Source organism: Sinorhizobium saheli, assembly GCF_001651875.1.
Lineage (GTDB): Bacteria > Pseudomonadota > Alphaproteobacteria > Rhizobiales > Rhizobiaceae > Sinorhizobium > Sinorhizobium saheli.
On record NZ_LNQB01000069.1, the window covers coordinates 60,520 to 84,816 of the forward strand.

25 protein-coding genes are annotated in these 24,297 nt (G+C 65.1%); 11 read left to right on the forward strand and 14 right to left on the reverse strand.

The genetic code is table 11. The features are described 5' to 3' along the window. Positions 1 to 132 precede the first annotated feature (132 nt). The gene (locus tag ATB98_RS10290; RefSeq protein WP_066872986.1) at positions 133 to 939 is read left to right on the forward strand and encodes an undecaprenyl-diphosphate phosphatase; all 807 of its coding nucleotides are present in this window, start codon (positions 133 to 135) and stop codon (positions 937 to 939) included. Between the two features lie 225 nt (positions 940 to 1,164). Here ATB98_RS10290 and ATB98_RS28875 read toward each other — a convergent pair whose 3' ends face one another. The 6 genes from ATB98_RS28875 to dnaN form a co-directional block, all read right to left on the reverse strand. Beyond that, on the reverse strand, positions 1,165 to 1,326 hold the full coding sequence (locus tag ATB98_RS28875) for a hypothetical protein (RefSeq protein ID WP_153435400.1): 162 nt from the start codon (positions 1,324 to 1,326) through the stop codon (positions 1,165 to 1,167). Positions 1,327 to 1,602: 276 nt separating this feature from the next. Next, on the reverse strand, positions 1,603 to 2,583 hold the full coding sequence (locus tag ATB98_RS10295) for a complex I NDUFA9 subunit family protein (RefSeq protein ID WP_066872989.1): 981 nt from the start codon (positions 2,581 to 2,583) through the stop codon (positions 1,603 to 1,605). A gap of 402 nt (positions 2,584 to 2,985) precedes the next feature. Then, complete coding sequence (locus tag ATB98_RS10300) at positions 2,986 to 3,273, reverse strand: DUF1330 domain-containing protein (RefSeq protein WP_066873174.1); 288 nt, start codon at positions 3,271 to 3,273, stop codon at positions 2,986 to 2,988. A 142-nt stretch (positions 3,274 to 3,415) separates the two neighbouring features. Continuing rightward, positions 3,416 to 4,120 carry an orotidine-5'-phosphate decarboxylase gene (gene pyrF, locus ATB98_RS10305; protein ID WP_066872992.1) on the reverse strand — a complete coding sequence of 235 codons (705 nt, stop codon included), beginning with the start codon at positions 4,118 to 4,120 and terminating at the stop codon, positions 3,416 to 3,418. 123 nt (positions 4,121 to 4,243) lie between these two features. Beyond that, a complete protein-coding gene (gene pmtA / locus ATB98_RS10310; protein WP_066872995.1) occupies positions 4,244 to 4,846 on the reverse strand; it encodes a phospholipid N-methyltransferase PmtA in 603 nt (200 codons plus the stop codon). A gap of 280 nt (positions 4,847 to 5,126) precedes the next feature. Continuing rightward, on the reverse strand, positions 5,127 to 6,245 hold the full coding sequence (dnaN, locus tag ATB98_RS10315) for a DNA polymerase III subunit beta (RefSeq protein WP_066872998.1): 1,119 nt from the start codon (positions 6,243 to 6,245) through the stop codon (positions 5,127 to 5,129). A gap of 234 nt (positions 6,246 to 6,479) precedes the next feature. On the opposite strand from dnaN, the gene rsmI reads away from it, so the two are divergent. The 4 genes from rsmI to ATB98_RS10335 all read left to right on the forward strand — a co-directional run bounded on the left by rsmI (position 6,480) and on the right by ATB98_RS10335 (position 10,755). Then, positions 6,480 to 7,427: a 16S rRNA (cytidine(1402)-2'-O)-methyltransferase gene (gene rsmI, locus ATB98_RS10320; protein WP_066873001.1), complete on the forward strand. Its 948-nt coding sequence runs from the start codon at positions 6,480 to 6,482 to the stop codon at positions 7,425 to 7,427. Then, on the forward strand, positions 7,417 to 7,785 hold the full coding sequence (locus tag ATB98_RS10325; protein WP_066873004.1) for a YraN family protein: 369 nt from the start codon (positions 7,417 to 7,419) through the stop codon (positions 7,783 to 7,785). The genes rsmI and ATB98_RS10325 overlap by 11 nt, the downstream gene beginning before the upstream one ends. 257 nt (positions 7,786 to 8,042) lie before the next feature. Next, the gene (gene gshB, locus ATB98_RS10330; protein ID WP_066873007.1) at positions 8,043 to 8,990 is read left to right on the forward strand and encodes a glutathione synthase; all 948 of its coding nucleotides are present in this window, start codon (positions 8,043 to 8,045) and stop codon (positions 8,988 to 8,990) included. A gap of 232 nt (positions 8,991 to 9,222) precedes the next feature. Continuing rightward, entirely contained in the window at positions 9,223 to 10,755 is a 1,533-nt protein-coding gene (locus tag ATB98_RS10335; RefSeq protein ID WP_066873176.1) for a YifB family Mg chelatase-like AAA ATPase, read from the forward strand. Between the two features lie 288 nt (positions 10,756 to 11,043). On the opposite strand, the gene ATB98_RS10340 is transcribed toward ATB98_RS10335, so the two are convergent. Together ATB98_RS10340 and cysK are read right to left on the reverse strand one after the other, a co-directional pair. Further along, complete coding sequence (locus tag ATB98_RS10340) at positions 11,044 to 12,966, reverse strand: P-loop NTPase fold protein (protein ID WP_084435417.1); 1,923 nt, start codon at positions 12,964 to 12,966, stop codon at positions 11,044 to 11,046. 292 nt (positions 12,967 to 13,258) lie between these two features. After that, positions 13,259 to 14,227 carry a cysteine synthase A gene (gene cysK / locus ATB98_RS10345; RefSeq protein ID WP_066873010.1) on the reverse strand — a complete coding sequence of 323 codons (969 nt, stop codon included), beginning with the start codon at positions 14,225 to 14,227 and terminating at the stop codon, positions 13,259 to 13,261. Between the two features lie 238 nt (positions 14,228 to 14,465). On the opposite strand from cysK, the gene ATB98_RS10350 reads away from it, so the two are divergent. Then, entirely contained in the window at positions 14,466 to 15,098 is a 633-nt protein-coding gene (locus tag ATB98_RS10350; RefSeq protein WP_066873013.1) for a LysE family translocator, read from the forward strand. 70 nt (positions 15,099 to 15,168) lie between these two features. Further along, positions 15,169 to 15,939 carry a gamma-glutamylcyclotransferase gene (locus ATB98_RS10355; RefSeq protein ID WP_084435419.1) on the forward strand — a complete coding sequence of 257 codons (771 nt, stop codon included), beginning with the start codon at positions 15,169 to 15,171 and terminating at the stop codon, positions 15,937 to 15,939. On the opposite strand, the gene ATB98_RS10360 is transcribed toward ATB98_RS10355, so the two are convergent. Together ATB98_RS10360 and ATB98_RS10365 are read right to left on the reverse strand one after the other, a co-directional pair. Continuing rightward, positions 15,903 to 16,208, reverse strand: coding sequence for an NIPSNAP family protein (locus ATB98_RS10360; RefSeq protein ID WP_066873016.1), 306 nt, complete (start codon positions 16,206 to 16,208; stop codon positions 15,903 to 15,905). The two genes, ATB98_RS10355 and ATB98_RS10360, sit on opposite strands and share 37 nt — an antisense overlap. Further along, positions 16,205 to 17,113, reverse strand: coding sequence for a DMT family transporter (locus ATB98_RS10365; RefSeq protein ID WP_066873019.1), 909 nt, complete (start codon positions 17,111 to 17,113; stop codon positions 16,205 to 16,207). The genes ATB98_RS10360 and ATB98_RS10365 overlap by 4 nt, the downstream gene beginning before the upstream one ends. 134 nt (positions 17,114 to 17,247) lie before the next feature. Here ATB98_RS10365 and ATB98_RS10370 point away from each other — a divergent pair, with 134 nt between their 5' ends. Then, positions 17,248 to 17,685, forward strand: a complete 438-nt coding sequence (locus ATB98_RS10370; RefSeq protein ID WP_066873022.1) for an Lrp/AsnC family transcriptional regulator — start codon at positions 17,248 to 17,250, stop codon at positions 17,683 to 17,685. On the opposite strand, the gene dut is transcribed toward ATB98_RS10370, so the two are convergent. Next, a complete protein-coding gene (dut, locus tag ATB98_RS10375; RefSeq protein ID WP_066873180.1) occupies positions 17,678 to 18,154 on the reverse strand; it encodes a dUTP diphosphatase in 477 nt (158 codons plus the stop codon). The genes ATB98_RS10370 and dut overlap by 8 nt on opposite strands. Before the next feature lie 91 nt (positions 18,155 to 18,245). On the opposite strand from dut, the gene ATB98_RS10380 reads away from it, so the two are divergent. Continuing rightward, the gene (locus ATB98_RS10380) at positions 18,246 to 19,829 is read left to right on the forward strand and encodes a peptide chain release factor 3 (RefSeq protein ID WP_066873025.1); all 1,584 of its coding nucleotides are present in this window, start codon (positions 18,246 to 18,248) and stop codon (positions 19,827 to 19,829) included. Between the two features lie 201 nt (positions 19,830 to 20,030). Here the strand turns inward: ATB98_RS10380 and ATB98_RS10385 are convergent, their stop codons facing one another. The 3 genes from ATB98_RS10385 to ATB98_RS10395 all read right to left on the reverse strand — a co-directional run bounded on the left by ATB98_RS10385 (position 20,031) and on the right by ATB98_RS10395 (position 22,605). Further along, complete coding sequence (locus ATB98_RS10385) at positions 20,031 to 20,723, reverse strand: B3/B4 domain-containing protein (protein WP_066873027.1); 693 nt, start codon at positions 20,721 to 20,723, stop codon at positions 20,031 to 20,033. Between the two features lie 64 nt (positions 20,724 to 20,787). Further along, complete coding sequence (locus ATB98_RS10390) at positions 20,788 to 21,717, reverse strand: DMT family transporter (RefSeq protein ID WP_066873030.1); 930 nt, start codon at positions 21,715 to 21,717, stop codon at positions 20,788 to 20,790. A gap of 75 nt (positions 21,718 to 21,792) precedes the next feature. Beyond that, positions 21,793 to 22,605 carry an AraC family transcriptional regulator gene (locus ATB98_RS10395; protein ID WP_066873182.1) on the reverse strand — a complete coding sequence of 271 codons (813 nt, stop codon included), beginning with the start codon at positions 22,603 to 22,605 and terminating at the stop codon, positions 21,793 to 21,795. 116 nt (positions 22,606 to 22,721) lie between these two features. On the opposite strand from ATB98_RS10395, the gene ATB98_RS10400 reads away from it, so the two are divergent. Both ATB98_RS10400 and ATB98_RS10405 read left to right on the forward strand, forming a co-directional pair. After that, positions 22,722 to 23,243: a helix-turn-helix transcriptional regulator gene (locus tag ATB98_RS10400; protein ID WP_066873185.1), complete on the forward strand. Its 522-nt coding sequence runs from the start codon at positions 22,722 to 22,724 to the stop codon at positions 23,241 to 23,243. Between the two features lie 67 nt (positions 23,244 to 23,310). Further along, a complete protein-coding gene (locus ATB98_RS10405; RefSeq protein ID WP_066873033.1) occupies positions 23,311 to 24,294 on the forward strand; it encodes an NAD-dependent epimerase/dehydratase family protein in 984 nt (327 codons plus the stop codon). Positions 24,295 to 24,297 lie beyond the last annotated feature (3 nt).

Here is a 24,297-nt window from a genome sequence, read left to right on the forward strand (position 1 = left end):
CGGGAATGTCAGCTTCGCGGCATATGCAACTGGCCACGGCTTGGTTCAACGAGCTATAGGTAGTTGCGGTGGCAAACACAAGAGAATCGACCCTTTCCTCCCAAATCGCAACATATCAGGAATATCGCATATATGGCGGATCAATCGATCATTAGCGCGCTCGTCCTCGGGCTCATCGAAGGACTGACGGAGTTCATTCCGGTGTCGTCGACGGCGCATGTGCTGCTTGCCGGACACTTCCTCGGCTTCAGGTCGCCGGGAAACACCTTCGCCGTCCTTATCCAGCTCGGCGCCATCCTGGCGATCCTGCTCGTCTATTTCCAGAAGCTCCTGTCGATCGCGCTGGCGCTCCCGACGAGCGCCACGGCACGCCGCTTCGTCGTCTCGGTGCTCGTCGCCTTCCTGCCCGCAGCGCTCATCGGCGCGGCCGCGCATGGCTTCATCAAGTCGGTGCTCTTCGAGACACCGATGCTCATCTGCATCGTGCTGATCGTCGGCGGCATCATCCTCTACGCGATCGACCGCCTGCCGCTGAAGCCGCGCTATACCGACGTCTTCGATTACCCGCCGTCGCTGGCGCTGAAGATCGGCCTGTTCCAGTGCCTGGCGATGATCCCGGGCACCTCGCGCTCCGGCGCGACGATCGCCGGCGCCCTTTTGATGGGGACGGACAAGCGTTCGGCGGCGGAGTTCTCCTTCTTCCTCGCCATGCCGACGATGCTCGGTGCCTTCACCCTCGATCTCTACAAGAACCGCGACGCGCTCTCCTTCGACGATATCGGCCTGATCGCCGTCGGCTTCCTTGCCGCATTCGTCGCCGGCATTTTCGTCGTGCGCTCGCTGCTCGACTTCGTCTCGCACCGCGGCTTCACGCCCTTTGCGATCTGGCGCATCGTCGTCGGCACCGCCGGCCTCGTCGGCCTGTGGCTCGTTGGATAGCTCCGCTCGGAGCGTGCCGCGAGTCCCCTTCGCCCCGCCTGCGGACCGCCTGCGGGGAGAAGGTGGCCGGCAGGCCGGATGAGGGGCGGCCAGAAGTCGCAGAGAAACAAAAAGCCGCATGCGTTTCTCGCGAAACGCATGCGGCCCCTGGCCCCCGCCAATAAACTTGAAATCTCCGCCCTTATCGCCGCCGCAACCCCTTCGGGGCGGCGAGGCGGTGCCGGCTCACTCGCCGGGGAATGCGATCGACGCCGTCGTGCACGGGTCGACGCCGTAGGCCGGCGTGCAGCCCTTGTTGCTGTTTGCCACGGTGGTCGGTGCCATGAATGAGCCAGCCAGAATGATCAGTGCCGCAGACGCAAAAAAGATTGCGATCGACTTGCCCATGGGAGTTTATGCCTTTCGAATGTGACGTTGGCACCGGCTGCTCCTCAGGAGCGATGGGTGCGAGCGGTGTTTATTCGGCGGATGTGTCATGATCAATATCAGGACATGCTGAATCTGCAGTAAACGACATTCGACTTTTCAACTGCGGCAGAACTGCAACGGTGTTGCATTTCCGCAACGGATGGCGCGACGGAAAAAACCACGAAAAAGCCGCCGGTCGAACCGGCGGCTTCGCGTGGAAGTGAGAAATCAGGACGCGCTTCCCCGCGCCGGGTGTCAGGCTGCGCGGCCGCTGCCCGTATATTGGCCCTGCGGGCGATAGCGCACCAGATAGGTCGGCAGGATCGATTCGAGCATCGTCGGCTTGATGCCGATGGCCGTGAGCGTACGCCCTTCGGCTTCGGCCTTTGCCGAGACGACATTGTCGGATTTCAGCAACACCACCTGGTCGGCCGTCAGCGGCGGCGTGATGAACGGCACGAGCGAGGCGACGCTGCCCATCAGCGATGCGATGCCGAAGGGAATCGACACGAAGGAGCGCTTGCGTTCGATCGTCTTCAGCATGATCTCCAGACAGTCGCGGAAGGAAAGGACCTGCGGGCCGCCGAGTTCGTAGATCGTGCCGGCTTTGAGCGCACCGTCGACCGCGCGGCCGACCGCTTCGGCGACATCCGCCACGTAGACCGGCTGGAACCTGGTATGGCCGCCGCCGATAAGCGGCAGGAACGGTGAGAAGCGGGCCATCTCGGCGAACTTGTTGAAGAAGCCGTCCTCCGGCCCGAAGATGATCGACGGCCGCAGGATGATGGCCCCGGGCAGCGTGTCGAGGATCGCCGCCTCGGCACGACCCTTGGTCCGGGCGTAGCTCGATGCCGACCGCGCATCGGCGCCGATCGCCGAAATATGGGTGAGGGTGGCGCCCGCCGCACGCGCCGCCTCGGCCACCGCGCGGGCGCCGAAATCCTGGACCGCATCGAAGGTGTTGCGGCCGCTCTCGAACAGGACGCCGACGCAATTGATCACATGATCGGCGCCCTCAACGGCGCGATCCACCGACTTGCGGTAGCGCACATTGGCCTGGACGAAGGAAATCTGGCCGACCTTGCCGAGCGGCTGCAGGTGGCCTGCGAGGTCGGGCCGGCGGACCGCGACGCGAATGCGATAGCCGCGCTTGGCGAGCACGCGCACCACATGACGGCCGACAAATCCGGACCCGCCGAAAATCGTCACCAGCGGCGGAAGGTTGGACAAGGTCATGGGAAACGCACTCCTGATGTCAATGGGAAGATTTGCTTGCTACATAGCCCAAGCGGCGGGCGAGGTGAAGGCCATTCCTCGTGGGCTCGCCGGCCGTTCGCCACCGCCGCGCCAAGGCCCCTCCCCAACCCCTGCCCACAAGGGGGAGGGGCTTCATCGCGGCGGGCGCCCCACCCAAATCGGTCGCCCCCACAAGCGGCAACGTCCCGATGCATTTCGCCCAAAATGTGCAGCAGTTTTGGAAACGACATACATGAGAACAGGAAACAGAATTTAGGTCATCTCCCGACGGGAGCCGTCCTCAGCCATGTCCCGGCGGCGCGGCATTGGAAGCCCCTCCCTCTTGTGGCAATGGGTCGGGGAGGGGTCTTGCACGCATCCCGCTCGAAGCTGGGTCGCTGTCTAAACGCCCTCGACGACGACCATCTCGGCGTCCGCGACTTCCTGGCGGATAGCCGCGGCAATCTGGTATTCCGGCGAATTGTAGCAGTCGATCGCCGCCTGCATCGACGCGAACTCGATCACGACGTTGCGGGCGCGTACGGCACCCTCCAGCCGATGGAACGCCCCGCCGCGCGCGAGGAACTTCGCGCCGTATTTCTCGAAAGCCGGCTTTGCGGCCGCCACATAGTCCTTGTAGCGTTCCGGGTCTCTTATATCGACCCGAGCGATCCAGTATCCCTTGGCCATCATGAGCTCCTCGTCCTTGCCAAAAACCTGCAGACGGGATCGTTACTTCCGGCAATTCTTGGTCGAGGTCAAGCGTGCCTGCGCGCAAGCGGGGTAAGGCGGCGCGGCGACGGGCAAGGACGGGTGCTTTTCGGAAGCGCGCTCAGCCGGCGAGCGCATCCGCCATTTCGGCGAGAATGGCGCGGCTTGCGGCGAGCGGGTCGGCGGCCTTGACGATCGGCCGGCCGACGACCAGGTGGCTCGATCCGGCGCGGATCGCCTCGGCCGGGGTCATCACCCGCTTCTGGTCGCCCTTGTCCGCACCGGCCGGCCGGATGCCGGGGGTCACCAGCGCCATGTCGGGGCCGATGATCTTGCTGACGGCGGCCGCCTCTTCCGCCGAACAGACGATGCCGCCCATGCCGGCGGCGCGCGCCTGCTCGGCCCGGCGCAGGACCAGCGTATGGGGGTCGTATTCATAGCCCGCATCGATCACGTCCTGCTCGTCCATCGAGGTCAGAACGGTAACGCCGAGCAGGCAGAGGCCGGAGCCTTTCGCCGCCTCGACGGCGGCCTTCATCGCCTTCGGATAGGCGTGCAGCGTCAGCATCGACATGCCCATCCTGGCGATGTTCTCGACGCCCTTCGCCACCGTGTTGTCGATGTCGAGCAGCTTCATGTCGAGGAAGACCTTCTTGCCGGCCCGGGCGAGGTCGCGCGCGAATTCGAGCCCGCCGGCAAAGGCGAGCTGGTAGCCGATCTTGTAGAAGACGACCTCGTCGCCGAGCGCCGAGACGATCTTTTCCGCCTCGGCGATCGTCGGAAGATCAAGGCCGACGATCAGCCGGTCGCGCGCGCTTGTGGTCATGTCGAGACGATCCCTGCCATAGTTCCGCTGTGCTGGCGTCCAGTCGCATGTGACGGCGCGATCCGCAAGCGGGAAAAGACCTCGCCTGCGGCTGCGTGAGATAGACGCCGAACAAGCGTCGCCTCAATGCGTCTTGCGGTAGACCCAGAGCTGAGCCGGCGGGATGTTGCGCACGACGAAGTCGAAATGCTCGATGCGGTAGCGGTCCGGCATGGCGACCACCGGCGACAAAGGCCCGTAGGAGATCTGCACGACGGGGCGGCCGAAGGGGATGCGCGAAAGCAGGTCCTCGATCAGTTCGACGCGGCGGTGCATCGGGAAATTGAGAAGCGGCACTGCGGAGACGACGCAGTCGAACTGCTGGTCCTTGAACGCGCCGAGGGTGCGGGAAAGATCGAAGGCATCGCCGTTGATGAAGTTCACGCCGGCGAAATGCGCCTTGAGATGGTTGAAGAACTCGGTCGAGTACTCGACGGAGACGAGCTTTTCCGGTGCGATGCCCTGTTCCAGGATCGCCTTGGTGATCACCCCGGTTCCGGGCCCGAGTTCGAGCACTGGCAGCCCTGAATGGCGGTCGACGATACTTGCCATCCGCCGCGCGGTGATCGAGGAGGTCGGCAGGATGGCGCCGACGGCGCGCGTGTTGCTCATCCAGCCCTTGAAGAAGCGGATCTCCTCGTCGAACTTCCGGCCGAACTTTTCCTTCACCTTCAAGCGCAAACTCATCGACTCCCCTCACGGTTACCTTGCAGCATGCGCTCCTAACCTGATTCGGCAGGCTGCGTTAACGTTTCTTTATAATGTGCTCCCATCTGCGGCGAAAACAAGTCTATCTGCGTCTACCGCATGCTTCCGGATTCAAGGATGAGAACATGCAGCAAATTCAAAGTGCTACAGTGACCTTGCGCGTCTGGCAGGACGCGCGGCGCTGTAGAAGCGACAGCTTATGAAGAAGGCGCGACAGCAAAGAAAAAGCCCGCCAGATGGCGGGCTGTCTGTCGGCGGCTCAGACGCGCATCGGCATCAGCACATAGAGCGCATCCTCGGCGGCGAGGTCGCGCACGAGCGTCGGCGAGCCCGGGTCCGCCAGCAGGAAGACCGCTTCGCCGCCGGTAAGCTGCGCGGTGATGTCGAGGAGATATTTGGCGTTGAAGCCGATCTCGAGCGGATCGCTCTCGTAGCCGACCGGCAGCTCTTCCGTGGCGCTGCCGGAGTCCGGGTTGTTGACGGTCAGCGTCATCTGGCCGTCGTTCAGCGCCAGCTTGACGGCGCGCCCGCGTTCGGAGGAAATCGTCGAGACGCGGTCGACGGCTTGCGCGAAGGACTGGCAATCGACGCGCAGCTCCTTGTCGTTGTTGGCCGGAATGACGCGCTGGTAGTCGGGGAAAGTGCCGTCGATCAGCTTCGACGTCATGACGATCGAGCCGATCGTCAGGCGGATCTTGGCGTCCGAGGCTTCGACGGTCACCACGAGATCGGGATTGTCGAGCAGCTTCTGCAGCTCGCTGACGGTCTTGCGCGGGATGATGATGCCGGGCATGCCCTCGGAGCCGGCCGGCGCCTCGACGTCGGCGCGCGCAAGGCGGTGGCCGTCGGTGGCGACCGCGCGCAGTTTCAATTCGCCCTTGCTCTCGACCGTGTGCATGAAGATGCCGTTCAGGTAATAGCGCGTCTCCTCCGTGGAGATCGCGAACTGCGTCCGGTCGATCAGCATCTTGAGGTCGGTCGCCTTCAGGCGGAACGAATGCGAGAAGCTGCCGGCGGTCAGGTCCGGGAAATCCGCTTGCGGCAGGCACTGCAGCGAGAACTTGGAGCGGCCGGAGGCGACCGTCATCGCGGTGCCTTCGGCATTGGTGGAGAGCAGCACCTCCGACCCGTCCGGCAGCTTGCGCACGATATCGTAGAGCAGGTGCGCCGGAACGGTCGTCGCGCCGGCCTGCTCCACCTGCGCCGGCGTTGCCTCGGTGATCTCCAGGTCGAGGTCGGTCGCCTTCATTTCCAGGCTGACGCCATCGGAGCGCAGGAGCACGTTCGAGAGGATCGGGATCGTGTTGCGCCGTTCGACCACGCGGTGGACATGGTTCAGCGATTTCAGAAGATTGGACCGCTCGAGAGTAATGCGCATGGGATGCTACCGCTTTCAACCATCGCCGGAAGGACGAGGCGCCCCCCGCGGCGTCAACTGCGTGTCCCCGACCGATCGGCCGGAAAGATGTGGACGGGCAAAATGGCAGAAAAGGAGCGGCGAAAGCAAGGCCTTTCGCGGGCGTTTCCCCAGCGCAGGCACTCGCCGCCGCCGCCTCGCCCTTGCCCTCTCCCCGCCGCTCACTCATAAAGGGCGCGAACCGGCAGGCCGGGCATGATCGGGAACTGGACCTTGGACAAGCATCAGTCGAGCGAAGCGGCGGAGAAGCACAGGCAGCGCGGCTTTCGCCTGCACGATGCGACGATCCCTGCGCGCCCGCTCGAACCCGCCCTCTATCTTGTCGCAACCCCGATCGGCAATCTCGCCGACATCACCTTGCGGGCGCTGGAGACGATCGCCGGCGCCGATGTGCTCGCCTGCGAGGACACGCGGGTGACGCGCGTGCTGCTCGACCGCTACGGCATCGTCAACCGGCCCGTCGCCTATCACGAGCACAATGCCGCCGAAGCCGGGCCGCGGCTGATCGCGGCGCTCGGCGACGGCAGGTCGGTGGCGCTCGTCTCCGATGCCGGCACGCCGCTCGTCTCCGATCCGGGCTATCGCCTGGCGCAGCACGCGATCGAGGCGGGGCACCGAGTCGTCCCGATTCCGGGGCCGTCGGCGCCGCTTGCCGCCCTCGTCGGTTCCGGCCTGCCGAGCGATGCCTTCCTCTTTGCCGGCTTCCTGCCGGTGAAGGACAAGGCGAGACGCGAGCGGCTCGCGGAATTTTCCGCCGCGCCGGCGACGCTCCTCTTCTTCGAGTCGCCGCACCGCATCGCCGCCACCATCGCCGCGGCCGCCGAGATCTTCGGCGAGGAGCGGAAGGCGGTCGTCTGCCGCGAGCTGACCAAGGCCTTCGAGGAGTTCCGCCGCGGCACGCTCGGCGAGCTCAAGGCCTTTTATGGCGACGCGGCCAATGTAAAGGGCGAGATCGTCCTGGTGATTGGCCCGCCCGAGGCGAAACCCGCCCCGCAGGCGGCGGATGTGGACGCGCTTCTGCAGGCGCTTGCCCGCGACATGCCGATGGGCAAGGCCGCGACGGAGGCCGCGCGGCGGACCGGCCTTCCGCGCAAGGAGCTCTACGACCGGCTGCTTCACCTCAAGGGTCGCGATGAAGGCTGAGCGACCGGATGCGCGGAAGCTGAAGGCCCTGAAGCGCGGGCTGCTGGCCGAATATCGCGCCGCCCTCTGCCTGGTCTTGAAAGGCTACCGCATCGTCGCGATGCGCTACCGCACGAAGCTCGGCGAGATCGACATCATCGCCCGGCGCGGCGACCTGATCGCCTGCGTCGAGGTCAAGGCCCGTTCGAGCTTCGACGGAGCGGTCTTCGCCGTCTCCGATACGGCCCAGAGGCGGATCAGGGCGGCAAGCGACCTGTGGCTTGCGCGCCAGCCCGATTTTTCCCGCCTCTCCGTCCGCTACGACATCGTCGCCGTCACGCCCTGGCGCTGGCCGCGCCACCTGCCGGATGCCTTTTGAACAAGGGGGTCGAGGAAAATACGTGCGGGTTTCCCGCCCGCCCACCCCGCGTCCACGGTCGCTTCGTACCGCAACCGTTCCCCATGCTTCTTGCGCAAGCGCGTGGCGCGTTCTACATCTTGCGGGCCTTTCCGCGCCCGCATGTGCCGGACGGGTGCAGGGCGCCGCGGCGCTCTTGAATTGGCTGTATGATCCGAACTTGAACCGAGGCCGGTCCGGGGCGATATGCGGTCGAGGATCCAATCGGGAACGGGAAGATGGCAAGAATCATGAATGTCGGGGTCCAGATGGACCATGTGGCGGGCATCACCATTGCGGGTGACTCGACCTTTGCCATGAGTCTGGAGGCGCAGGCCCGCGGCTACCGGCTGTTCCACTACACGCCCGACGAGCTGTCGCTGTGCGACGGCAAGGTCTACGCCACCGTGCAGCAGATGACGCTGCGCGACGTCAAGGGCGATCACTTCACCCTCGGCGAGCCGGAGCGGGTCGATCTTTCGACCATGGACGTCATCCTGCTTCGCCAGGACCCGCCCTTCGACATGGCCTATATCACCTCGACGCATCTGCTCGAGAGGCTGCATCCGAAGACGCTCGTCGTCAACGATCCGGCCTGGGTCCGCAACTCGCCGGAAAAGATCTTCGTCACCGAATTCCCGGACCTGATGCCGAAGACGCTGATCAGCCGCGACGTCGACGAGATCGCCCGCTTCCGCCAGGAAATGGGCGACATCATTCTGAAGCCGCTCTACGGCAACGGCGGCGCCGGCGTGTTCCACTCGACGCGCGACGACCGCAATTTCTCCTCGCTCCTGGAAATGTTCGGCCAGATGTTCCGCGAGCCCTTCATCGCCCAGCAATACCTTCCGGCGGTGAGGAAGGGCGACAAGCGCATCCTGCTCGTCGACGGCGAGGCGGTCGGCGCGATCAACCGCGTTCCGGCCGAGCACGACGCCCGCTCCAACATGCATGTCGGCGGGCGCGCCGAGGCGACGGAGCTTACCGCCCGCGAGAAGGAAATCTGCGCCCGCATCGGCCCGGCGCTGAAGGAGCGCGGCTTCCTCTTCGTCGGCATCGACGTGATCGGCGACTATCTGACCGAGATCAACGTCACCTCGCCGACCGGCATCCGCGAGGTGAAGAAATTCGGCGGCGCCGATGTCGCAAGCCTCCTCTGGGACGCGATCGAGCGGAAGCGCCGCTGACGCCCTGCCGAAATAGACGAAGCGAAAGGACGTGACCGCGTGCCGACGCGGGCCACGCTTTCCGCTCGTTTGTTCTATTATTGTTCTTGTTTTCAACCGCATTCCGTGCAAGATTTGGCGTCGCAACCGGCGGCGGTTGCGGCGGCGTTTATGGGGCCGCCTTGCTGGAGCGGACGAGTCCGGAGGCAGCGGTGGTCTCGGCGCGTTGTCGCTCCAATTTTCAGGGGGCATCATGGTCGCGCGCGTCAGCACGGTTGCGTTTCAGGGTATCGAGGGCGTGCCGGTCGAGGTCCAGGTGATGGTGGCGCCCGGCAAGATCGGCATGCAGATCGTCGGCCTGCCGGACAAGGCGGTCGCCGAAAGCCGTGAGCGCGTCCAGGCGGCGCTGCACGCCTCGGGCCTGGCGCTGCCGGCGAAGCGCGTGACCGTCAACCTGGCGCCGGCCGACCTGCCGAAGGAGGGCAGCCATTTCGATCTCGCCATCGCGCTTGGCCTGATGGCGGCGCTCGGCGCCATACCGGCGGACGCGCTTTCCGGCTATGTCGTCATCGGCGAGCTCAATCTCGACGGCACGATCGCGCCCGTTGCCGGTGCGCTGCCGGCCGCCATCGGCGCCAACGCGCTCGGCAAGGGGCTGATCTGCCCGGCGGAAAGCGGGGCGGAGGCGGCCTGGGCCGGCGCCGAGATCGATATCCTGGCGCCGCGCAGCCTGATCGCCATCGCCAACCACTTCCGCGGCACGCAGGTGCTTTCCCGTCCCGAGCCGGCGATCCGCGCCGCCGGCGCCAACCTGCCTGATCTCGCCGAGATCAAGGGCCAGGAAAGCGCCAAGCGGGCGCTGGAGGTGGCGGCCGCCGGCGGCCACAATTTGTTGATGGTCGGCCCGCCCGGTTCCGGCAAGTCGATGCTGGCGTCTCGGCTGCCGTCGATCCTGCCGCCGCTCTTGCCGGCCGAGCTGCTCGAAGTGTCGATGATCCATTCGATCGCCGGCCAATTGCCCGGCGGCAAGCTGTCCGACCGCCGGCCGTTCCGCGCGCCGCATCATTCCGCCACCATGGCGGCCTTGATCGGCGGCGGCTTGCGCGCGAAGCCCGGCGAGGCCTCGCTCGCCCATCACGGCGTGCTGTTCCTCGACGAGTTTCCGGAATTCGCGCCGCAGGTGCTCGATGCGCTGCGCCAGCCGCTCGAAACCGCGGAATGCATCATCGCCCGCGCCAATCACCGCGTCAGCTATCCCGCGGCGATCCAGCTCGTCGCGGCGATGAACCCCTGCCGCTGCGGCATGGCCGGTGAGCCGGGCCGCAGCTGCGCCCGCGGCCCGCGCTGCATGGCCGATTACCAGGCGCGCATTTCCGGGCCGCTGATGGACCGTATCGACATCCGCATCGACGTGCCCGCCGTCAGCGCCGCCGACCTCATCCGCCCCGGCACGGCCGAAACGAGCGCCGCCGTCGCCGCCCGGGTCGCCCGCGCCCGCGCGCTCCAGGCGGAACGCTTCGCCGCACTCGGCCATCCGGAATTGAGGAGCAACGCCCGCTCGTCGACGACGATGATCGAGAAGATCGCCGAACCCGACGCCGCCGGCCTCCAGCTCCTGCGGGACGCCGCGGAAAAGATGAAATTCTCGGCACGCGGCTACCATCGCGTCCTGAAGGTCGCCCGCACGCTCGCCGATCTCGACGAGGCACCGACGGTCGGCCGCATCCATCTGGCCGAGGCGATCTCCTACCGCGTCGCCGGCGAGCGGCTGCCGGTGGCGGCGTAGGTCGTCAGACTGCAGGGAAATAAGCAGCACGCAAATCTGTTACGGGGCGTCGTGGTCGGGTGAACGGCCGTCGTTCTGGCTCCTCGCTGGAACGAGCAGGTTGCGCATGAAGCGGTCCTCGCCAAGATGATCGCCGAATGACATGTTCGGGGCCGACACCAGACGGTCCCGTTTCAGCGTAAATCTGCGGTGAGCAGTCGCCCGCAGTCGACCACATCCAAAGTGAACAACGTGTTGGTCCAAGTCGCTGCGGCGTACGGCCAATGATGGCTACGGGCGTAAGAATGGTCATTCCTCCGTTTCTGCAGCCTCCTCTGGTGGTATGATCATGTCGTCAGGTTGTTTTCCTTGCTCGTAGTGGCGGATCAATCCTGTCATCGATTTTAATGCCATCGCGCGATGGGGTTCGTCCCACTCATCAAGTTTCTTCACGACGGCGGCGTAAACGCTGCGAGCCCAAGGTATCTCCTGCAACAGCGGGTCTCCGTTTCTTGCGCGGTGATAGCGGTAAGCTAGCATCTTTGAACCAGCGTTCAGAGCAGGAACGTCCCTAGCCATCAGCTCAGCCACCCGGTTCACTGGGACGTCTTTCAGGACGGGGTTCATGGACAGCTCATATTCATCATTACGCACCAGCTTGAACAATGCGTCCAAGTCACCTGCTTCGGCTTCATCCAGCACGATCTCGGCCCGAGCACGAAGCTCTGCAGCCGCGATCTCCTTTGATCTTGTGCGGATGTACTGGAGAATCTGTTGAAACTCGTCGGTGTCATGTGAGCTAAAGCCAAGACCACCGTAACCGTCGAGGATAGATGGGAAGTGATCCGGCTCGCTCCTTTCTAAGAGACGTTGGTCGGCGACTTCGTCGATGTATCTCTTGAAGAAAGCCACAACGTCCTCATTGTCGGTCAGCCTACGGTCATTCACGGCCCAATGCCTGAGCGCCAAGCCAGCAGCATGGAGGATCGGTCCTAGATGGGTATGGACACGTCGAGCGAGTTCGTCCTTGAGGTCGGCCAGAGCTTGTTCAGTCTCTGCTATCGGCCTCTCGTGACTGTACCAAAGCCTGCGCCAAGAAGGCTCGAAGTACTTCCGCCCAAACCCAAACTGCGATTTGATCCAAGTGGTGACTTCGGAATGCTCAAGCACTCCGCTCTTCTCGAATCCGGTGATGAAAGCATAATCAACCGGGGGAGCATCGACGTTAAGGAAACCGAAGGTATCCGAAAAGGCCTTAGCCTTCGTCAGTTGCGGATCCAGTGGAACATCCTGCTTGCTACGCGAGACGGATCGGAAGGCTAAAGTGGTAGCTAGGCCCGGAATCTGCCTCAGCGTTTCGGCGTCAAGGAGACCCGAACGCAACCACAGCGTCGTTGCTAGCACGACCTTCATCGTCCACACGACGTGAGATGCTGGAATTTCGTCGTCCCTGATGAGGCAATTCACGAAGGCTGTGGCATTGTGCATTGCCCAACTCAGGTTCCGAAGGTTCTCGACTTTCGAAGCACGGGCCACTTCCAAAAGGTCGTCGGCCACCTCGGTGATGTGTGTTTTTGCCGGACCGTCCGGCAATTCCTTCACCGAAGCCCGCATTACACTTTCCAGATCCGCCTCAATTCGCGCTCGCCTCCCAACGATTTTTTCGTTCTGGTCTTTCCAGATCGGATCGCCGACGAGCTCCTTGAGCTTGTCCTCGTCTGTCACCAGCAACACGCGGCGGCCGTGCTCTGCAACAAGAGCGTTTACGAGACCCATTACTTCCCCGAAAGCCGCCTTCTCCAGCCGCTCGAGGTCATCGAACACGAAGACATATTCATTCAGCCGTTTGATCGCTTTCTTTCCAAGGCGATCGACAACGCCTTTGGTCGCATCCTTCATGCGAAGGAACTCGCCGATACCGAGCGCGAAGGTCCCAGCAAGGCTACCGGCTATGGCTTCACCAGGATTGGCAGTCTTATAGATGCGCATCTCGACGTCACTGGCCGATGTGGCTCCAAAAAGGCTAACGAAGAGGAAGGGGACATGGCGGCGGCGCTCTGCCTGCATCCTTTGGATGCGGCTTGGCTCGTATACTTTCTCCAAGAAGTGCGTCTTGCCACTTCCCCATCGCCCCTCGATCAGGATGGCATGGGGAACGGCTAGTTTGTTTGCGTCGAGGTACGCATCGAGTACTTGGGTCGCATGTTCGTTCAATGGCGCGTTCGCATTCATTGTGGGATCGTCAAGTGGCGGTGCAGCCCGTCTAGCGCGTCCCGGACTGTCGTGGGAAGCAGACCTCAGACTACTTTAGTTGTGACTTCCGCTTCAAGGTGGAGGCGAACTTTGGTTCAGCGGCCGACTTGAAGGCGCACAGCGGTCGTTCGTAAAGCATCGCGGCAACGAATGGATCGGACCGTAAGCAGCCTTTGCCCTATCGATATCAGACGGGCTGCACAGGGATCGAAAACGGTCCACCCGCGAAAAAGGGGCGCCTTCGAGCGCCCCCTGAACCGCCCGGCGCAGCCTACGCCCCCAGCCCATCGAACAGCACCGTCGAGAGATACCGTTCCGCAAACGAGGGAATGATCACGACGATCGTCTTGCCGGCGTTCTCCTCGCGCTGGCCGACCTCGATCGCCGCCTGCAGCGCCGCCCCGGCGGAGATGCCGACGGGCACGCCTTCCAGTCTTGCGACGAGCCGCGCCACGTCGATCGCCTCGGCCGCGTTCACGGTGACGACCTCGTCATAGACGCCGGTGTCGAGGATCGGTGGCGCGAAGCCGGCGCCGATGCCCTGGATCTTGTGCGGGCCGGGGGCGCCGCCGGAGAGGACCGGGGATTCCTCCGGCTCGACGGCGATGACCTTGACCGAGGATTTGCGCGCCTTCAGCACCTGGCCGGCGCCGGTGATGGTGCCGCCGGTGCCGATGCCGGATACGAGGATGTCGACGGCGCCTTCGGTGTCGTTCCAGATCTCCTCGGCCGTCGTCCGGCGGTGGATCTCCGGATTGGCCGGATTTTCGAACTGCTGCGGGATGATCGCGTCCGGCAGCGTTTCGGTGAGTTCCTGCGCCTTGGCGATCGCGCCCTTCATGCCCTTGGCGCCTTCCGTCAGCACCAGTTCGGCGCCGAGCAGCGTCAGCATCTTCCGCCGTTCGACGGACATGGTCTCGGGCATCGTCAGGATCAGCCGGTATCCCTTCGCCGCCGCGACGAAGGCAAGCGCGATGCCGGTGTTGCCGGAGGTGGGTTCGACGAGCGTCGTGCGGCCGGGCGTGATCCTGCCTTGAGCCTCGAGCGCCTCGATCATCGCGACGCCGATGCGGTCCTTGACCGAGCCGATCGGGTTGAAGAATTCGAGCTTGGCGAGGAGGTTCGCCTTGACGCCCTTTTCCCTGGCGAGCTTGTCGAGCCGCACGATGGGCGTGTCGCCGATCGTTTCGGTGATCGAGGAAAAGACGCGGCCGCGGCCGGGCTTGCGCGCTTCAGGCATGTGGTTCTCCCGTCATTCTGAGTTGGTTGGCTGGAGCATAGGAAGAATAGGCGTGCCATGCCAGAGCGGAACGGGAGCGAATGGGGGACAGCCGAAGCAAAATGCCGCTCCAAAACCGCCGGCCGGGAAATCTTTTTCCAGACTTCGCCCGGAGAAAATTGCACCGGTGACAAGAACGGCGTTGAGCCGGAGCCCCAGGAGCGGGCACCTTCCGGCAAACGCCCCGAAAGGACCGCTGATGCCCGAAATCAAAAACCTCCTCGGCTTCGCCCTGATCGCGCTCGGCATGGTGCTGACACCGGGGCCGAACATGATCTATCTCATTTCCCGCTCGATCTGCCAGGGGCCGGTGGCGGGACTGATCTCGCTCGGCGGCGTGGCGCTCGGCTTCGTCTTCTACATGGTCTTCGCCGCGCTCGGCATCACCGCACTGCTTCTGGCGGTTCCCTTCGCCTATGACGCGCTGCGTTTCGCCGGCGCCCTTTATCTCCTCTACCTTGCCTGGCAGGCCGTCAGGCCCGGCGGCCGCTCGCCCTTCCAGGTGCGCGACCTGCCGAAGGACGGACCGCGCAAGCTCTTCGTGATGGGCCTCGTCACCAATCTGCTCAATCCGAAGGTTGCGGTCCTCTATCTGTCGCTGCTGCCGCAGTTCCTCCGCCCGGAAGAGGGTGACGTCCTGCTGCAGTCGCTCGCCTTCGGCAGCCTGCAGATCGCCATCAGCGTCACCGTCAACGCGTTGATCGCGGTGACGGCCGGGTCGATCGCCGCCTTCCTCGCCGGCCGCCCCTTGTTCATGCTGATGCAGCGCTGGCTGATGAGCACCGTGCTCGCGGGCCTCGCCGTCAGCATGGCGGCGGAGGCGCGCAGGTAGGGTGAAGTGCCACGGCTTGCTTCCGAGCAGCCGCTGCGCGATCCTTCCCGGCATGGCGGAGACCTGACCCATGCGCGAAAGATCGAAATCGCTGAGCTTGACCGCGGCCCATGTCGCGCGGGTCCACAGGCAGATTGCCGATGGCGGTCCGGGGCCGGGCGCGGTGCTCCACAGCGACGCGGACTACGACGGCTGGGTGGAGCGGATGCTCAGGAGCCATCCGGCTCCCGGATCGCCGACGCTGCTTTTCGCCTACGGGTCGTTGATCTGGAAGCCGGAGATCGAGCACGTCGGCGAGGAGCCCGGTCTTGCCCGCGGCTGGCACCGCTCCTTCTGCTTTCGAATGACGCGCTTCCGGGGGACGCCGGAACGGCCGGGTCTGATGATGGCGCTCGATCGCGGAGGCCAGTGCCGGGGCATCCTCTACGAGCTGCCAGACGACCACCTCGAGCGGCAGCTCGGAAGGCTTTTCCGGCGCGAGTTCACCTACAAGCCGCCGAACAGCATGCCGCGCTGGATCAAGGTCGAGGCGGCGCAGGGTCCCGTTACGGCCTTGTCCTTCGTGATCAATCGCGCTTCGCCGTTCTATGCGGGAAGCCTTTCCCTCGAGGCCGTCGCCGAAACGCTGGCGCAGGCATGCGGCCATGTCGGCTCGGGTGCGGAGTATCTGCTCAACACGGTCGCCCATCTCGAGGCCAGGGGCATTCGCGACCGCAATCTCTGGCGCCTGCAGGCGCTCGTCGCAGAGTGCATCGAGCGCAACAATGGGACGGCGCCCTCAGGCGAGGCTCATTCAAAAGAGGCTCATTCAAACACCGGGCGCATGAAGCTGCGCTCGTAGCTCAGAATGCAGCGCGTCTCCTCGGCATAGGCGAAGGCAGCGCGGCAGTCGGGATCCGCGGCCATCTTCTCGCGATAGGCCTCGTAGGCCGCAAGCGAGGGAAAGCTGAAGAGCGCGAGCGCGATGTTGTTCGCCCCTTCATGCGGCATGAAATAGCCGTGATGGGTGCCGCCGAGGCGATCGACGAGCGGAATCCAGAGCCTGGCGTAATGCTCGAATTCCTTGAGCTTGTAGGGATCGATGACGTATTTCAGATAGCAGGTGATCATGAAGCGCTCCTTTGATCCCTGATAAGGGAGACCGGACGCAGCGTCCAGCCGAGATTGGTGCCCGCGGCGGCAACGAGGATCGCGGCCGATCCGGCGATCTGCACCGGCTGCAGGGCATGGCCGAAGGCGACGCGATCGACGAGGATCGCGGCAATCGGGTAGATGAAGGAGAGCGCACCCGTCATGTGGGTCGGCAGCCTCTGGATCGCGCCATAGAGCAGGATGTACATGATGCCGGTATGGACGACGCCGACGGTGACGAGCAGCGTCCACTGGATGCCGCTCTGAGGCAGCGGCGCGGCAAGCGCGAAAGGCGCGAGCATCGCCGCCCCGGTGATCACCTGGACGAGCGCGATCAGATGCGGCGGCGTGCCCTTGAGCAGCTTGGTGACGATCGCCGCGATCGCATAGAAGAAGGCGGCTGCAAGCGCGAGCGCGATGCCGGCGAGATAGTGGCCGGGCTCGAAGGCGCCGGCCGGCTTCGCCGAGACGATCGCGATCATGCCGGCAAAGGACACGAGCAGCCAGAAGAGCTTGCTCGCGGTGATCTTCTCGCCGAGAAAGAGCGCGCCGAGGCCGAGCAGCATGAAGGGCTGGGTATTGTAGACCATCGTCGCGATCGAGATCGAGGCGCGCGAATAGGCCGCGAAGAGCAGGAGCCAGTTGACGACGATCGCGACACCGCCGAGGGCTGCGAGCGCGACGACCTTCATTCTGAGATGGCGCAGATCGATGAGCCCGAACAGCGCCGCGAGCACGGCAAGCGTGAGCGCCCCGAAAACGCAGCGCCAGAAGACGACGCCGGCTACCGGCTGGCCCGACATCAGCACGAACCAGCCGATCGTCCCCGAAATCAGCATCGCCGCCGTCATTTCCGCGCTGCCGCGCCTGATATCATTCCCCATCGTTCGGCTCCTTCTCGAAACTGAGCCGAGGATAATGAGCCGGATGACGGAAAGATACGGTATGGGATAGGTAGATGTGGCAACATACCTAACAACGGAAGGCGTTCTTGCCAAATCTCCTAATGAGGATTCCCATGCTGGACGAGCTCGACCGACGCATTCTCGAAATTCTTGCGGCCAATGCCCGCGTGTCGCTGAAGGAGCTGGCGCAGGAGGCGGGCCTCTCCTCGCCGAGCGCGGCGGAACGGTTGCGCAAGCTCGAGGAGCGCGGCGTCCTCGACGGTTTCACCATCTCCGTCAATCCGGCGCGGCTCGGCTATCCGCTGCAGGCGATCGTCCGCGTCCGCCCCATGCCCGGCATGCTCCACATCGTCGAAAGGCTGATCCAGGAAACGCCCGAGATCGTCGAATGCGACAAGGTGACGGGCGACGACTGCTTCATCGCCAAGATGCTGGTGCGCGACATGGGCGAGCTCGACACGATCCTCGACCGCATCGCCGAAAAGGCGCAGACCAACACCTCGATCGTCAAGTCCTCGCCGGTCAAGCGCCGGCTGCCGCCGCTCACTTAGAACCGGTAGAGCCGAATCCCCCGGCGCCGCGCGCGGTCGTGCTCGTGCCGTTCGCCTCGCGGATCGTGACCCGGGTGACCGGCGCGATCACCATCTGGGCGATGCGCATGCCGCGCTCGACGACAAAATCCGCTTCGCCGAGATTGATGAGCAGCACCTTCACCTCGCCGCGATAGTCGCTGTCGATGGTGCCGGGCGTGTTGAGGCAGGTGATGCCGTGCTTGAAGGCGAGGCCGGAGCGCGGCCGTACCTGGCCCTCGTAGCCCGCCGGGATCTCGAAGGTGAAGCCCGTCGGCACCAGGGCCCGGGCGCCCGGCCGGATCGTCATCGGCTGATCGGCCGGCACGGCTGCGCGCAGATCCATGCCGGCCGCCCCCGCGGTCTCGTAGGCCGGCAGGTCGAGGCCCTCCCCATGCGGCAGGCGGACGAGGGTGAGGGCAGGGTGGTTGTCGCGGGCGTTCAGGGTCATTCCGTCATAAGCAGGGCCGCGGCCGCCGCAGTCAATTGCATATTCGGCCCCGAGCCTGTAAAGGACCGGCAACTCACAGGATACTCACACCATGGCTGAAAGCATTGCCGAGGCGGTTTCCCGCCGCCGCACATTTGCGATCATTTCGCACCCGGACGCCGGTAAGACGACGCTCACCGAAAAGCTGCTGCTCTTCGGCGGCGCGATCCAGCTCGCCGGCGAGGTCAAGGCCAAGAAGGACCGCATCCAGACCCGGTCCGACTGGATGAAGATCGAGCGCGAGCGCGGCATCTCGGTCGTCACCTCGGTGATGACCTTCGAATATGACGACACGGTCTTCAACCTGCTCGACACGCCCGGCCACGAGGACTTCGCCGACGACACCTATCGCACGCTGACGGCGGTCGACGCCGCGGTCATGGTCATCGACGCCGCCAAGGGCATCGAGCCGCGGACGCTGAAACTCTTCGAGGTCTGCCGGCTGCGCGACATCCCGATCATCACCTTCGTCAACAAGATGGACCGCGAGAGCCGCGACCCGTTCGAGATCCTCGACGAGGTCGAGCACAAGCTGGCGCTCGACTGCGCGCCGGTGACCTGGCCGATCGGCCGCTCGAAAACCTTCTGCGGCACCTATCATCTCGCCACCAACGAGGTGCGCGGCGCCGACACGCAGGAGCGGCTGACCAAGGTCAACGATCCGGAAATGGCGTCCCATCGCCTGCCGGAGAACGAGCGCGACGCCTTCATCGAGGAGACGACGCTGGCGATCGAAGCCTGCAAGCCCTTCGACCGCAAGGCCTTCCTCGAGGGCCATCTGACGCCGGTATTCTTCGGCTCGGCGCTCCGCAATTTCGGCGTGCGCGACCTCATCAATGCGCTCAGCGACTTCGCGCCGCCGCCGCGCGCCCAGGTCGCCGACATCCGCACCGTCGAGGCGACGGACGACAAGATGACCGCCTTCGTCTTCAAGATCCAGGCGAACATGGACCCCAACCACCGCGACCGCATCGCCTTCGTCCGCGTCTGCTCGGGCAAGCTCGAGCGCGGCATGAAGGCGCGGCTGTCGCGCACCGGCAAGCAGATGGGGCTGACCGCGCCGCAATTCTTCTTCGCCTCGCAGCGCCAGCTCGCCGACACGGCCTTTGCCGGCGACGTCGTCGGCATCCCGAACCACGGCACGCTCCGGATCGGCGACACGCTGACCGAGGGCGAGCCGCTCGTCTTCCAGGGCGTGCCCAACTTCGCGCCGGAAATCCTCCGCCGTGTCCGGCTCGAGGACGCGATGAAGGCGAAGAAGCTGAAGGAGGCGCTGCAGCAGATGGCGGAAGAGGGCGTCGTGCAGCTCTTCTCGCCGGATGACGGCGCGCCGGCGATCGTCGGCGTCGTCGGCGCGCTGCAGCTCGACGTCCTGAAGGAGCGCCTGCAGGCGGAATACGGCCTGCCCGTCTCCTTCGAAATGTCGCGATTCTCGGTCTGCCGCTGGATCTCCGCCGACAGCCCCGCCGAGCTCGAGAAGTTCATCTCGGCACACCGCGGCGACATCGCCCGCGACCTCGACGGCGACCCGGTCTTCATGGCGCAGGACGGCTTCTCGCTGCGCTACGAGTCGGAACGCTATCCGGCGATCAAGATGGTGGCGATCAAGGAGTACCACGTCGCCAAGGCGGCTTGAGGCGATCTGTCGAACCCCGGCTTCGCGGCCGCGCGAGTTCGATCGGGTTTGCCCCTCTCCTCGGTTTAACCCGAGGAATAGCCCTCTCCCCGCAGGCGGGGACTTAGGCAGCGCGGCATACCCCTTCTCCCCGTCAGAACGGGGAGAAGGTGGCGGCAGCCGGATGAGGGGCGATCGTGACCGCCTGTGAACGCGCGAAATTCAAAAATCAAAGCGCGGCGCCGCCCGCTCCAAAATCGCACTTTTCGGATCGACGGACCAGGTCGTGCGGATCGCCTCCCCAAGCGCATCGACCAGCCTCCCGACATCAGCCCGGGCATCGGCATGCAGCGCTTCCGCGACGATGAGCACCGCCGCCGTGTCGTCGCGGACGGCCGAATAGCCGCTCTGGCGGTTGGTCCAGCGCCGCGCATGTGCCCGCCCGCCCGCATCGGCGAAGATGATTTCCTGCAGCTCGGGAAATTCCACCTCGCCGGAAAAGGCCGTGTAGATTTCATCGCCGACGGCGGGCCGGACTTCGAGGTCGCCGTCGATTTTTGCGAGGTCGAAGACGGCGATCGGAATGGCAAAGGCGAGCGAGGCGGCGTTGCAGAGGTCGATCAGCGGATGGATTTTCGGCAGCGTCCCTTCCTTGCGGAAGCGCCGGAGAAGCGCCTCGGAGGCCGAGCGATATTGCGTCGCCTTGAGTGCCATGCGCGCGAAGGCGCGGCGCCAGGCCTGGATCTCCGGCAACTCAGCCTCCGTTCTTTCGGCCAGCCGTGCCCTCGCGATTGCCTCGAAATGCGCGAGATGCGCGTTGACCGTGGCGTCGCTGCGGATGCCCGCGACGTAAAGAGCGCCGGCGGCAAGTTCCGGAAAATCGTGCCAGATATCGTCGGCGTGGCGAAAATGCATGGGGCACCTTTGTTGAAGTGGAGAAAGCGAACGGATAGAGCGGTGGCGCGTGAGCGTCTTCCCTCTAGCGGCGGGTTGGCGGCTCGGCCGCGTCGGCACTTGCCCCTTCGCCGCCTGGAAGATTGGCCGCCCGAAGGCTGAGGCTCAAGACCGCGCTCAGCACGCAGGCGATGCCGATCGTCTGATTGGCGACAATCGGTTCGCCGAGGACGGCAGGGGCGAGGAGAACGGCGGAGACCGGCGCCAGAGCGGTGTAGACCGAGGCCTCCGTGCCGCTCACCTTGGCGAGCCCGGCATACCAGAGCAGGAACCCCGCAACCGTCGGCACCAGCGCATAATAGGCGACGGCGACAAGCGCCGGCGCAGTTGCCGCGCCCGCCAAGGGCAGCTCTGCGACGGCGAAGGGGATGGCGATCGCGCCGCCGAGGCCCGCCATCAGCGTCGACAGCACGAGCGGCGGGACCTCGGCCTCGAGGCGCTTGCCGAGAAGGATGAACAGGCCTTCGCAGACGACGGCGCCGAAAATCAGCGCACTGCCGACGAGCGAGCGTGCGCCGCCGGCATCCGAGGGTACGACGATCGCGAGAACGCCCGCGGCGGCAAGCGCGATCGCCAGAAGGACGAGGCGGTCGGGCCTTTCGCCGAGCACCAGCACGGCGATGGCGGCCGACACGGCGGGAAGCGTGCCGATGATCACGCCGGCATCGGCAGCGGGCGTGAGCTTCAGTCCGGAAATGAGCAGCGTCGTATAGCCTACGCTGCCGGCGCCCGCCTGGAGGAGGAGGATGCGCCAATCGCCTTTCGCAAGCTGCGGCCAGGGTGTTGCGGTTATCCGCACCAGGAGCAGGAAGAGCGGCAAGGCGATGGCGAAGCGCAGCGCCGTTGCCGTGAACGGCGGCAGCCCGGAGGCTATGACCTTGCTTGCGACCACGGTGCTGCCGACGAGCACCATTGCGAGCGATAGTTGGAAATACCCTTGAAGCTGCTTCGTCATCGCGCCGCCGTTCCCGTGATCGATGGCGGCAGAAAACCCGATCGACGGGCGGCGATCTTGTACGGAATTGCGGGATCAGTTCACCGCGCGCGCATAGACACCGGGCGAAAAGCCGTATTTGCGCACGAAGACGCGCGTCATGTGGCTCTGGTCGACAAAACCGCCGGCAACGGCGGCTTCCGCGAGCGGCATGCCGGCGGCGATCGACCGCCGGACGATGTCGATCCGCCGCTGGAGGAGATAGGCATGAGGCGTCAGCCCGGTCGCCTTCGCGAAGCCGCGCACCACCTGGAACCGGCTCAGGCCGCTCGCGCGCGCAAGGTCGGCGAGGGTGACGGCGGCCAGCGGGTCGTCGTCGATGAAATTGACGGCCACGGCGATCGCCTTCGGCACCCTGGCCGGAGCGTCCGGCCGCGGCGCAAGCGCCATCGTCTCGGCGATGAGCGTCACGGCAAGCTCCTCCCAGCGAAGCACCGCGCCGCTACCCTCCATCGTCGCGGCGGCCGCGAAGATCGCGCGGAATCGCGCGGCGAGCTCCGCATCCTTCAACACCGGATTTGTGAATTCCGAGGTTCTTCTTCGCCCTTCGCTGATATCGTCGACCGCGGCTGCAACCAGCAAAGGCTCGAGATAGAGCATCCGCCAGGACCGGCCGCTGCCGCCGATCGGCGCCCCGTCATGGACCTCGCCGGGATTGACGGTGATCACATCGCCCGCTTCCGCTTCGACCGTGCCGCGGCCGCTCAACGAGCTCTGCGCGCCCTGATGGATCAGGCCGATCCCGAACTGTTCGTGCGTGTGGCGCGCGAACCGATGGTCGGTGGCGGCCTCCACCACGTCGACGCCGGCGATGCGGCGCGGCAGCACCCTGAAATGGCCGTTTCTCACGTTCGGTTCGTCGCTGTCCTTGGTTGAGCCGTGCTGCTGGTATAGCCTTTCCGTCGTTCCGCCGCAAAGCGCACTTGGGCGCGGCATCACGCGTGCGGATCCTGAAGGAGGAAGCGATGCTTTATACGGGGCGGGCGCTGAAGCGGTTGCGGCTTGTGAACGGCATGAAGCAGAGCCATGTGGCGGAGCTCCTGCAGGTCACGCAGGCGACCGTGTCGCGCTGGGAAACCGACGTGCTGACGCCCTCCGAAGATCAGCAGCGGGCGCTGCAGCGCCTCTTTGCACGACAGACGGCGGTCGATGCCGCGCTCAAGCGGCTGGTCGAAACATCGACGGCCCGGGTCCACCTGATCTGCGACCATTCGCACCGGCTGCTGGCGGCCTCGCCCTCACGGCGGGCGGAGTGGCGGCGGGAGATGCTCGGCATGCCGATGTTCCGCTACGCCTCGGAGGAAATCCGGAAGGCGGAAAGCGAGCTCGCAGGCATCGGCTGGCACGAGGGCCGCGTGGCTTCGCTGGTGGTCGAGACCGGCCCCAACGGGCGCGACGACGTTCCGATCGGCGCCGGCCGCGTGCTATGGGAGAAGATTCCGTTCGCCGACGGGGCGATGGGACGCCTGGTGACGACGCTGGCCTGACGCATATTTTATGCGTTGTTCCAGGCCTGTCCACCCGGCTAGCCTCGAACAAAACGAGGAGTGACGCATGACTATACTGGTGACGGGAAGCGCCGGCCATCTGGGCGAGGCGCTGATGCGGGTGCTGCACGCGGCGGGTCGCGACGTGCGCGGCATCGATGTCAAGCGCTCCGATCTCACCGACCTTGTCGGATCGATCGGCGATCGCGCCTTCGTCCGCCACGCCCTCAAGGGTGTGCGCGCCGTCATCCATGCGGCGACGCTGCACAAGCCGCATGTCGCGACGCATGGCTATTCCGATTTCGTCGAGACCAACATCGCCGGCACCCTCAACCTGCTCGAAGAGGCCGCGGAGGCGGGCGCCGGCGCCTTCGTCTTCACCAGCACCACGAGCGCCTTCGGCTCGGCGCTGACCCCGGCGCCCGGCCAGCCGGCAGCCTGGATCACCGAGGACGTGACGCCGGTCCCGCGCAACATCTACGGCGTCAGCAAGGTTGCGGCGGAAGGGTTGTGCGAGCTCTTCGCCCGCCGGCACGGGCTTGCCGCCGTCATCCTCCGCACCTCGCGCTTCTTTCCCGAACCGGACGACGATGCGGAGATCCGCAGCCGCTATGATACGGCGAATGCCCAGGCGAACGAGCTTCTCTACCGCCGCGCGGATATCGAGGATGTGGTGAGCGCGCATCTCGCGGCGCTCGACCGGGCGCAGGACATCCGCTTCGGGCGCTATATCGTTTCCGCGCCGACGCCATTTGCGCCCGACGATCTCGCCGCGTTTCGGACGGACGCGGCATCCGTGGTGTTGCGCCGCTTCCCCGAATGCGAGGCGCTCTACGCCGCGCGCGGATGGCGGCTCTTCCCGGCAATCGACCGCGTCTATGTCAGCACCCGCGCGATGGCCTCTCTCGGCTGGCGGCCGAGATATGATTTCAGTCATGTGTTGAAGTGCCTTGCACGCGGGGAGGATTTCCGAAGCCCGCTTGCGAAAGAAATCGGCTCCAAGGGCTATCACGAAACGGTGTTTGCCGATGGACCTTATCCGGTCGCGTGACCG

Bases quoted from the DNA above. Each gene is read 5' to 3' on its own strand.
- dut (WP_066873180.1), bottom strand. From the start codon at position 18,154: ATGACCCTGAACGCCCGCGACAACCACCCTGCCCTCACCCTCGTCCGC.
- ATB98_RS10295 (WP_066872989.1), bottom strand. From the start codon at position 2,583: ATGACCTTGTCCAACCTTCCGCCGCTGGTGACGATTTTCGGCGGGTCC.
- ATB98_RS10350 (WP_066873013.1), top strand. From the start codon at position 14,466: ATGCCCGAAATCAAAAACCTCCTCGGCTTCGCCCTGATCGCGCTCGGC.
- ATB98_RS10405 (WP_066873033.1), top strand. From the start codon at position 23,311: ATGACTATACTGGTGACGGGAAGCGCCGGCCATCTGGGCGAGGCGCTG.
- pyrF (WP_066872992.1), bottom strand. From the start codon at position 4,120: ATGACCACAAGCGCGCGCGACCGGCTGATCGTCGGCCTTGATCTTCCG.
- pmtA (WP_066872995.1), bottom strand. From the start codon at position 4,846: ATGAGTTTGCGCTTGAAGGTGAAGGAAAAGTTCGGCCGGAAGTTCGAC.
- ATB98_RS10290 (WP_066872986.1), top strand. From the start codon at position 133: ATGGCGGATCAATCGATCATTAGCGCGCTCGTCCTCGGGCTCATCGAA.
- ATB98_RS10365 (WP_066873019.1), bottom strand. From the start codon at position 17,113: ATGGGGAATGATATCAGGCGCGGCAGCGCGGAAATGACGGCGGCGATG.
- ATB98_RS10360 (WP_066873016.1), bottom strand. From the start codon at position 16,208: ATGATCACCTGCTATCTGAAATACGTCATCGATCCCTACAAGCTCAAG.
- dnaN (WP_066872998.1), bottom strand. From the start codon at position 6,245: ATGCGCATTACTCTCGAGCGGTCCAATCTTCTGAAATCGCTGAACCAT.
- ATB98_RS10370 (WP_066873022.1), top strand. From the start codon at position 17,248: ATGCTGGACGAGCTCGACCGACGCATTCTCGAAATTCTTGCGGCCAAT.
- ATB98_RS10340 (WP_084435417.1), bottom strand. From the start codon at position 12,966: ATGAATGCGAACGCGCCATTGAACGAACATGCGACCCAAGTACTCGAT.
- ATB98_RS10355 (WP_084435419.1), top strand. From the start codon at position 15,169: ATGCGCGAAAGATCGAAATCGCTGAGCTTGACCGCGGCCCATGTCGCG.
- rsmI (WP_066873001.1), top strand. From the start codon at position 6,480: ATGATCGGGAACTGGACCTTGGACAAGCATCAGTCGAGCGAAGCGGCG.
- ATB98_RS10300 (WP_066873174.1), bottom strand. From the start codon at position 3,273: ATGGCCAAGGGATACTGGATCGCTCGGGTCGATATAAGAGACCCGGAA.
- ATB98_RS10390 (WP_066873030.1), bottom strand. From the start codon at position 21,717: ATGACGAAGCAGCTTCAAGGGTATTTCCAACTATCGCTCGCAATGGTG.
- ATB98_RS10335 (WP_066873176.1), top strand. From the start codon at position 9,223: ATGGTCGCGCGCGTCAGCACGGTTGCGTTTCAGGGTATCGAGGGCGTG.
- ATB98_RS10400 (WP_066873185.1), top strand. From the start codon at position 22,722: ATGCTTTATACGGGGCGGGCGCTGAAGCGGTTGCGGCTTGTGAACGGC.
- ATB98_RS28875 (WP_153435400.1), bottom strand. From the start codon at position 1,326: ATGGGCAAGTCGATCGCAATCTTTTTTGCGTCTGCGGCACTGATCATT.
- ATB98_RS10385 (WP_066873027.1), bottom strand. From the start codon at position 20,723: ATGCATTTTCGCCACGCCGACGATATCTGGCACGATTTTCCGGAACTT.
- ATB98_RS10380 (WP_066873025.1), top strand. From the start codon at position 18,246: ATGGCTGAAAGCATTGCCGAGGCGGTTTCCCGCCGCCGCACATTTGCG.
- cysK (WP_066873010.1), bottom strand. From the start codon at position 14,227: ATGCCTGAAGCGCGCAAGCCCGGCCGCGGCCGCGTCTTTTCCTCGATC.
- ATB98_RS10325 (WP_066873004.1), top strand. From the start codon at position 7,417: ATGAAGGCTGAGCGACCGGATGCGCGGAAGCTGAAGGCCCTGAAGCGC.
- gshB (WP_066873007.1), top strand. From the start codon at position 8,043: ATGGCAAGAATCATGAATGTCGGGGTCCAGATGGACCATGTGGCGGGC.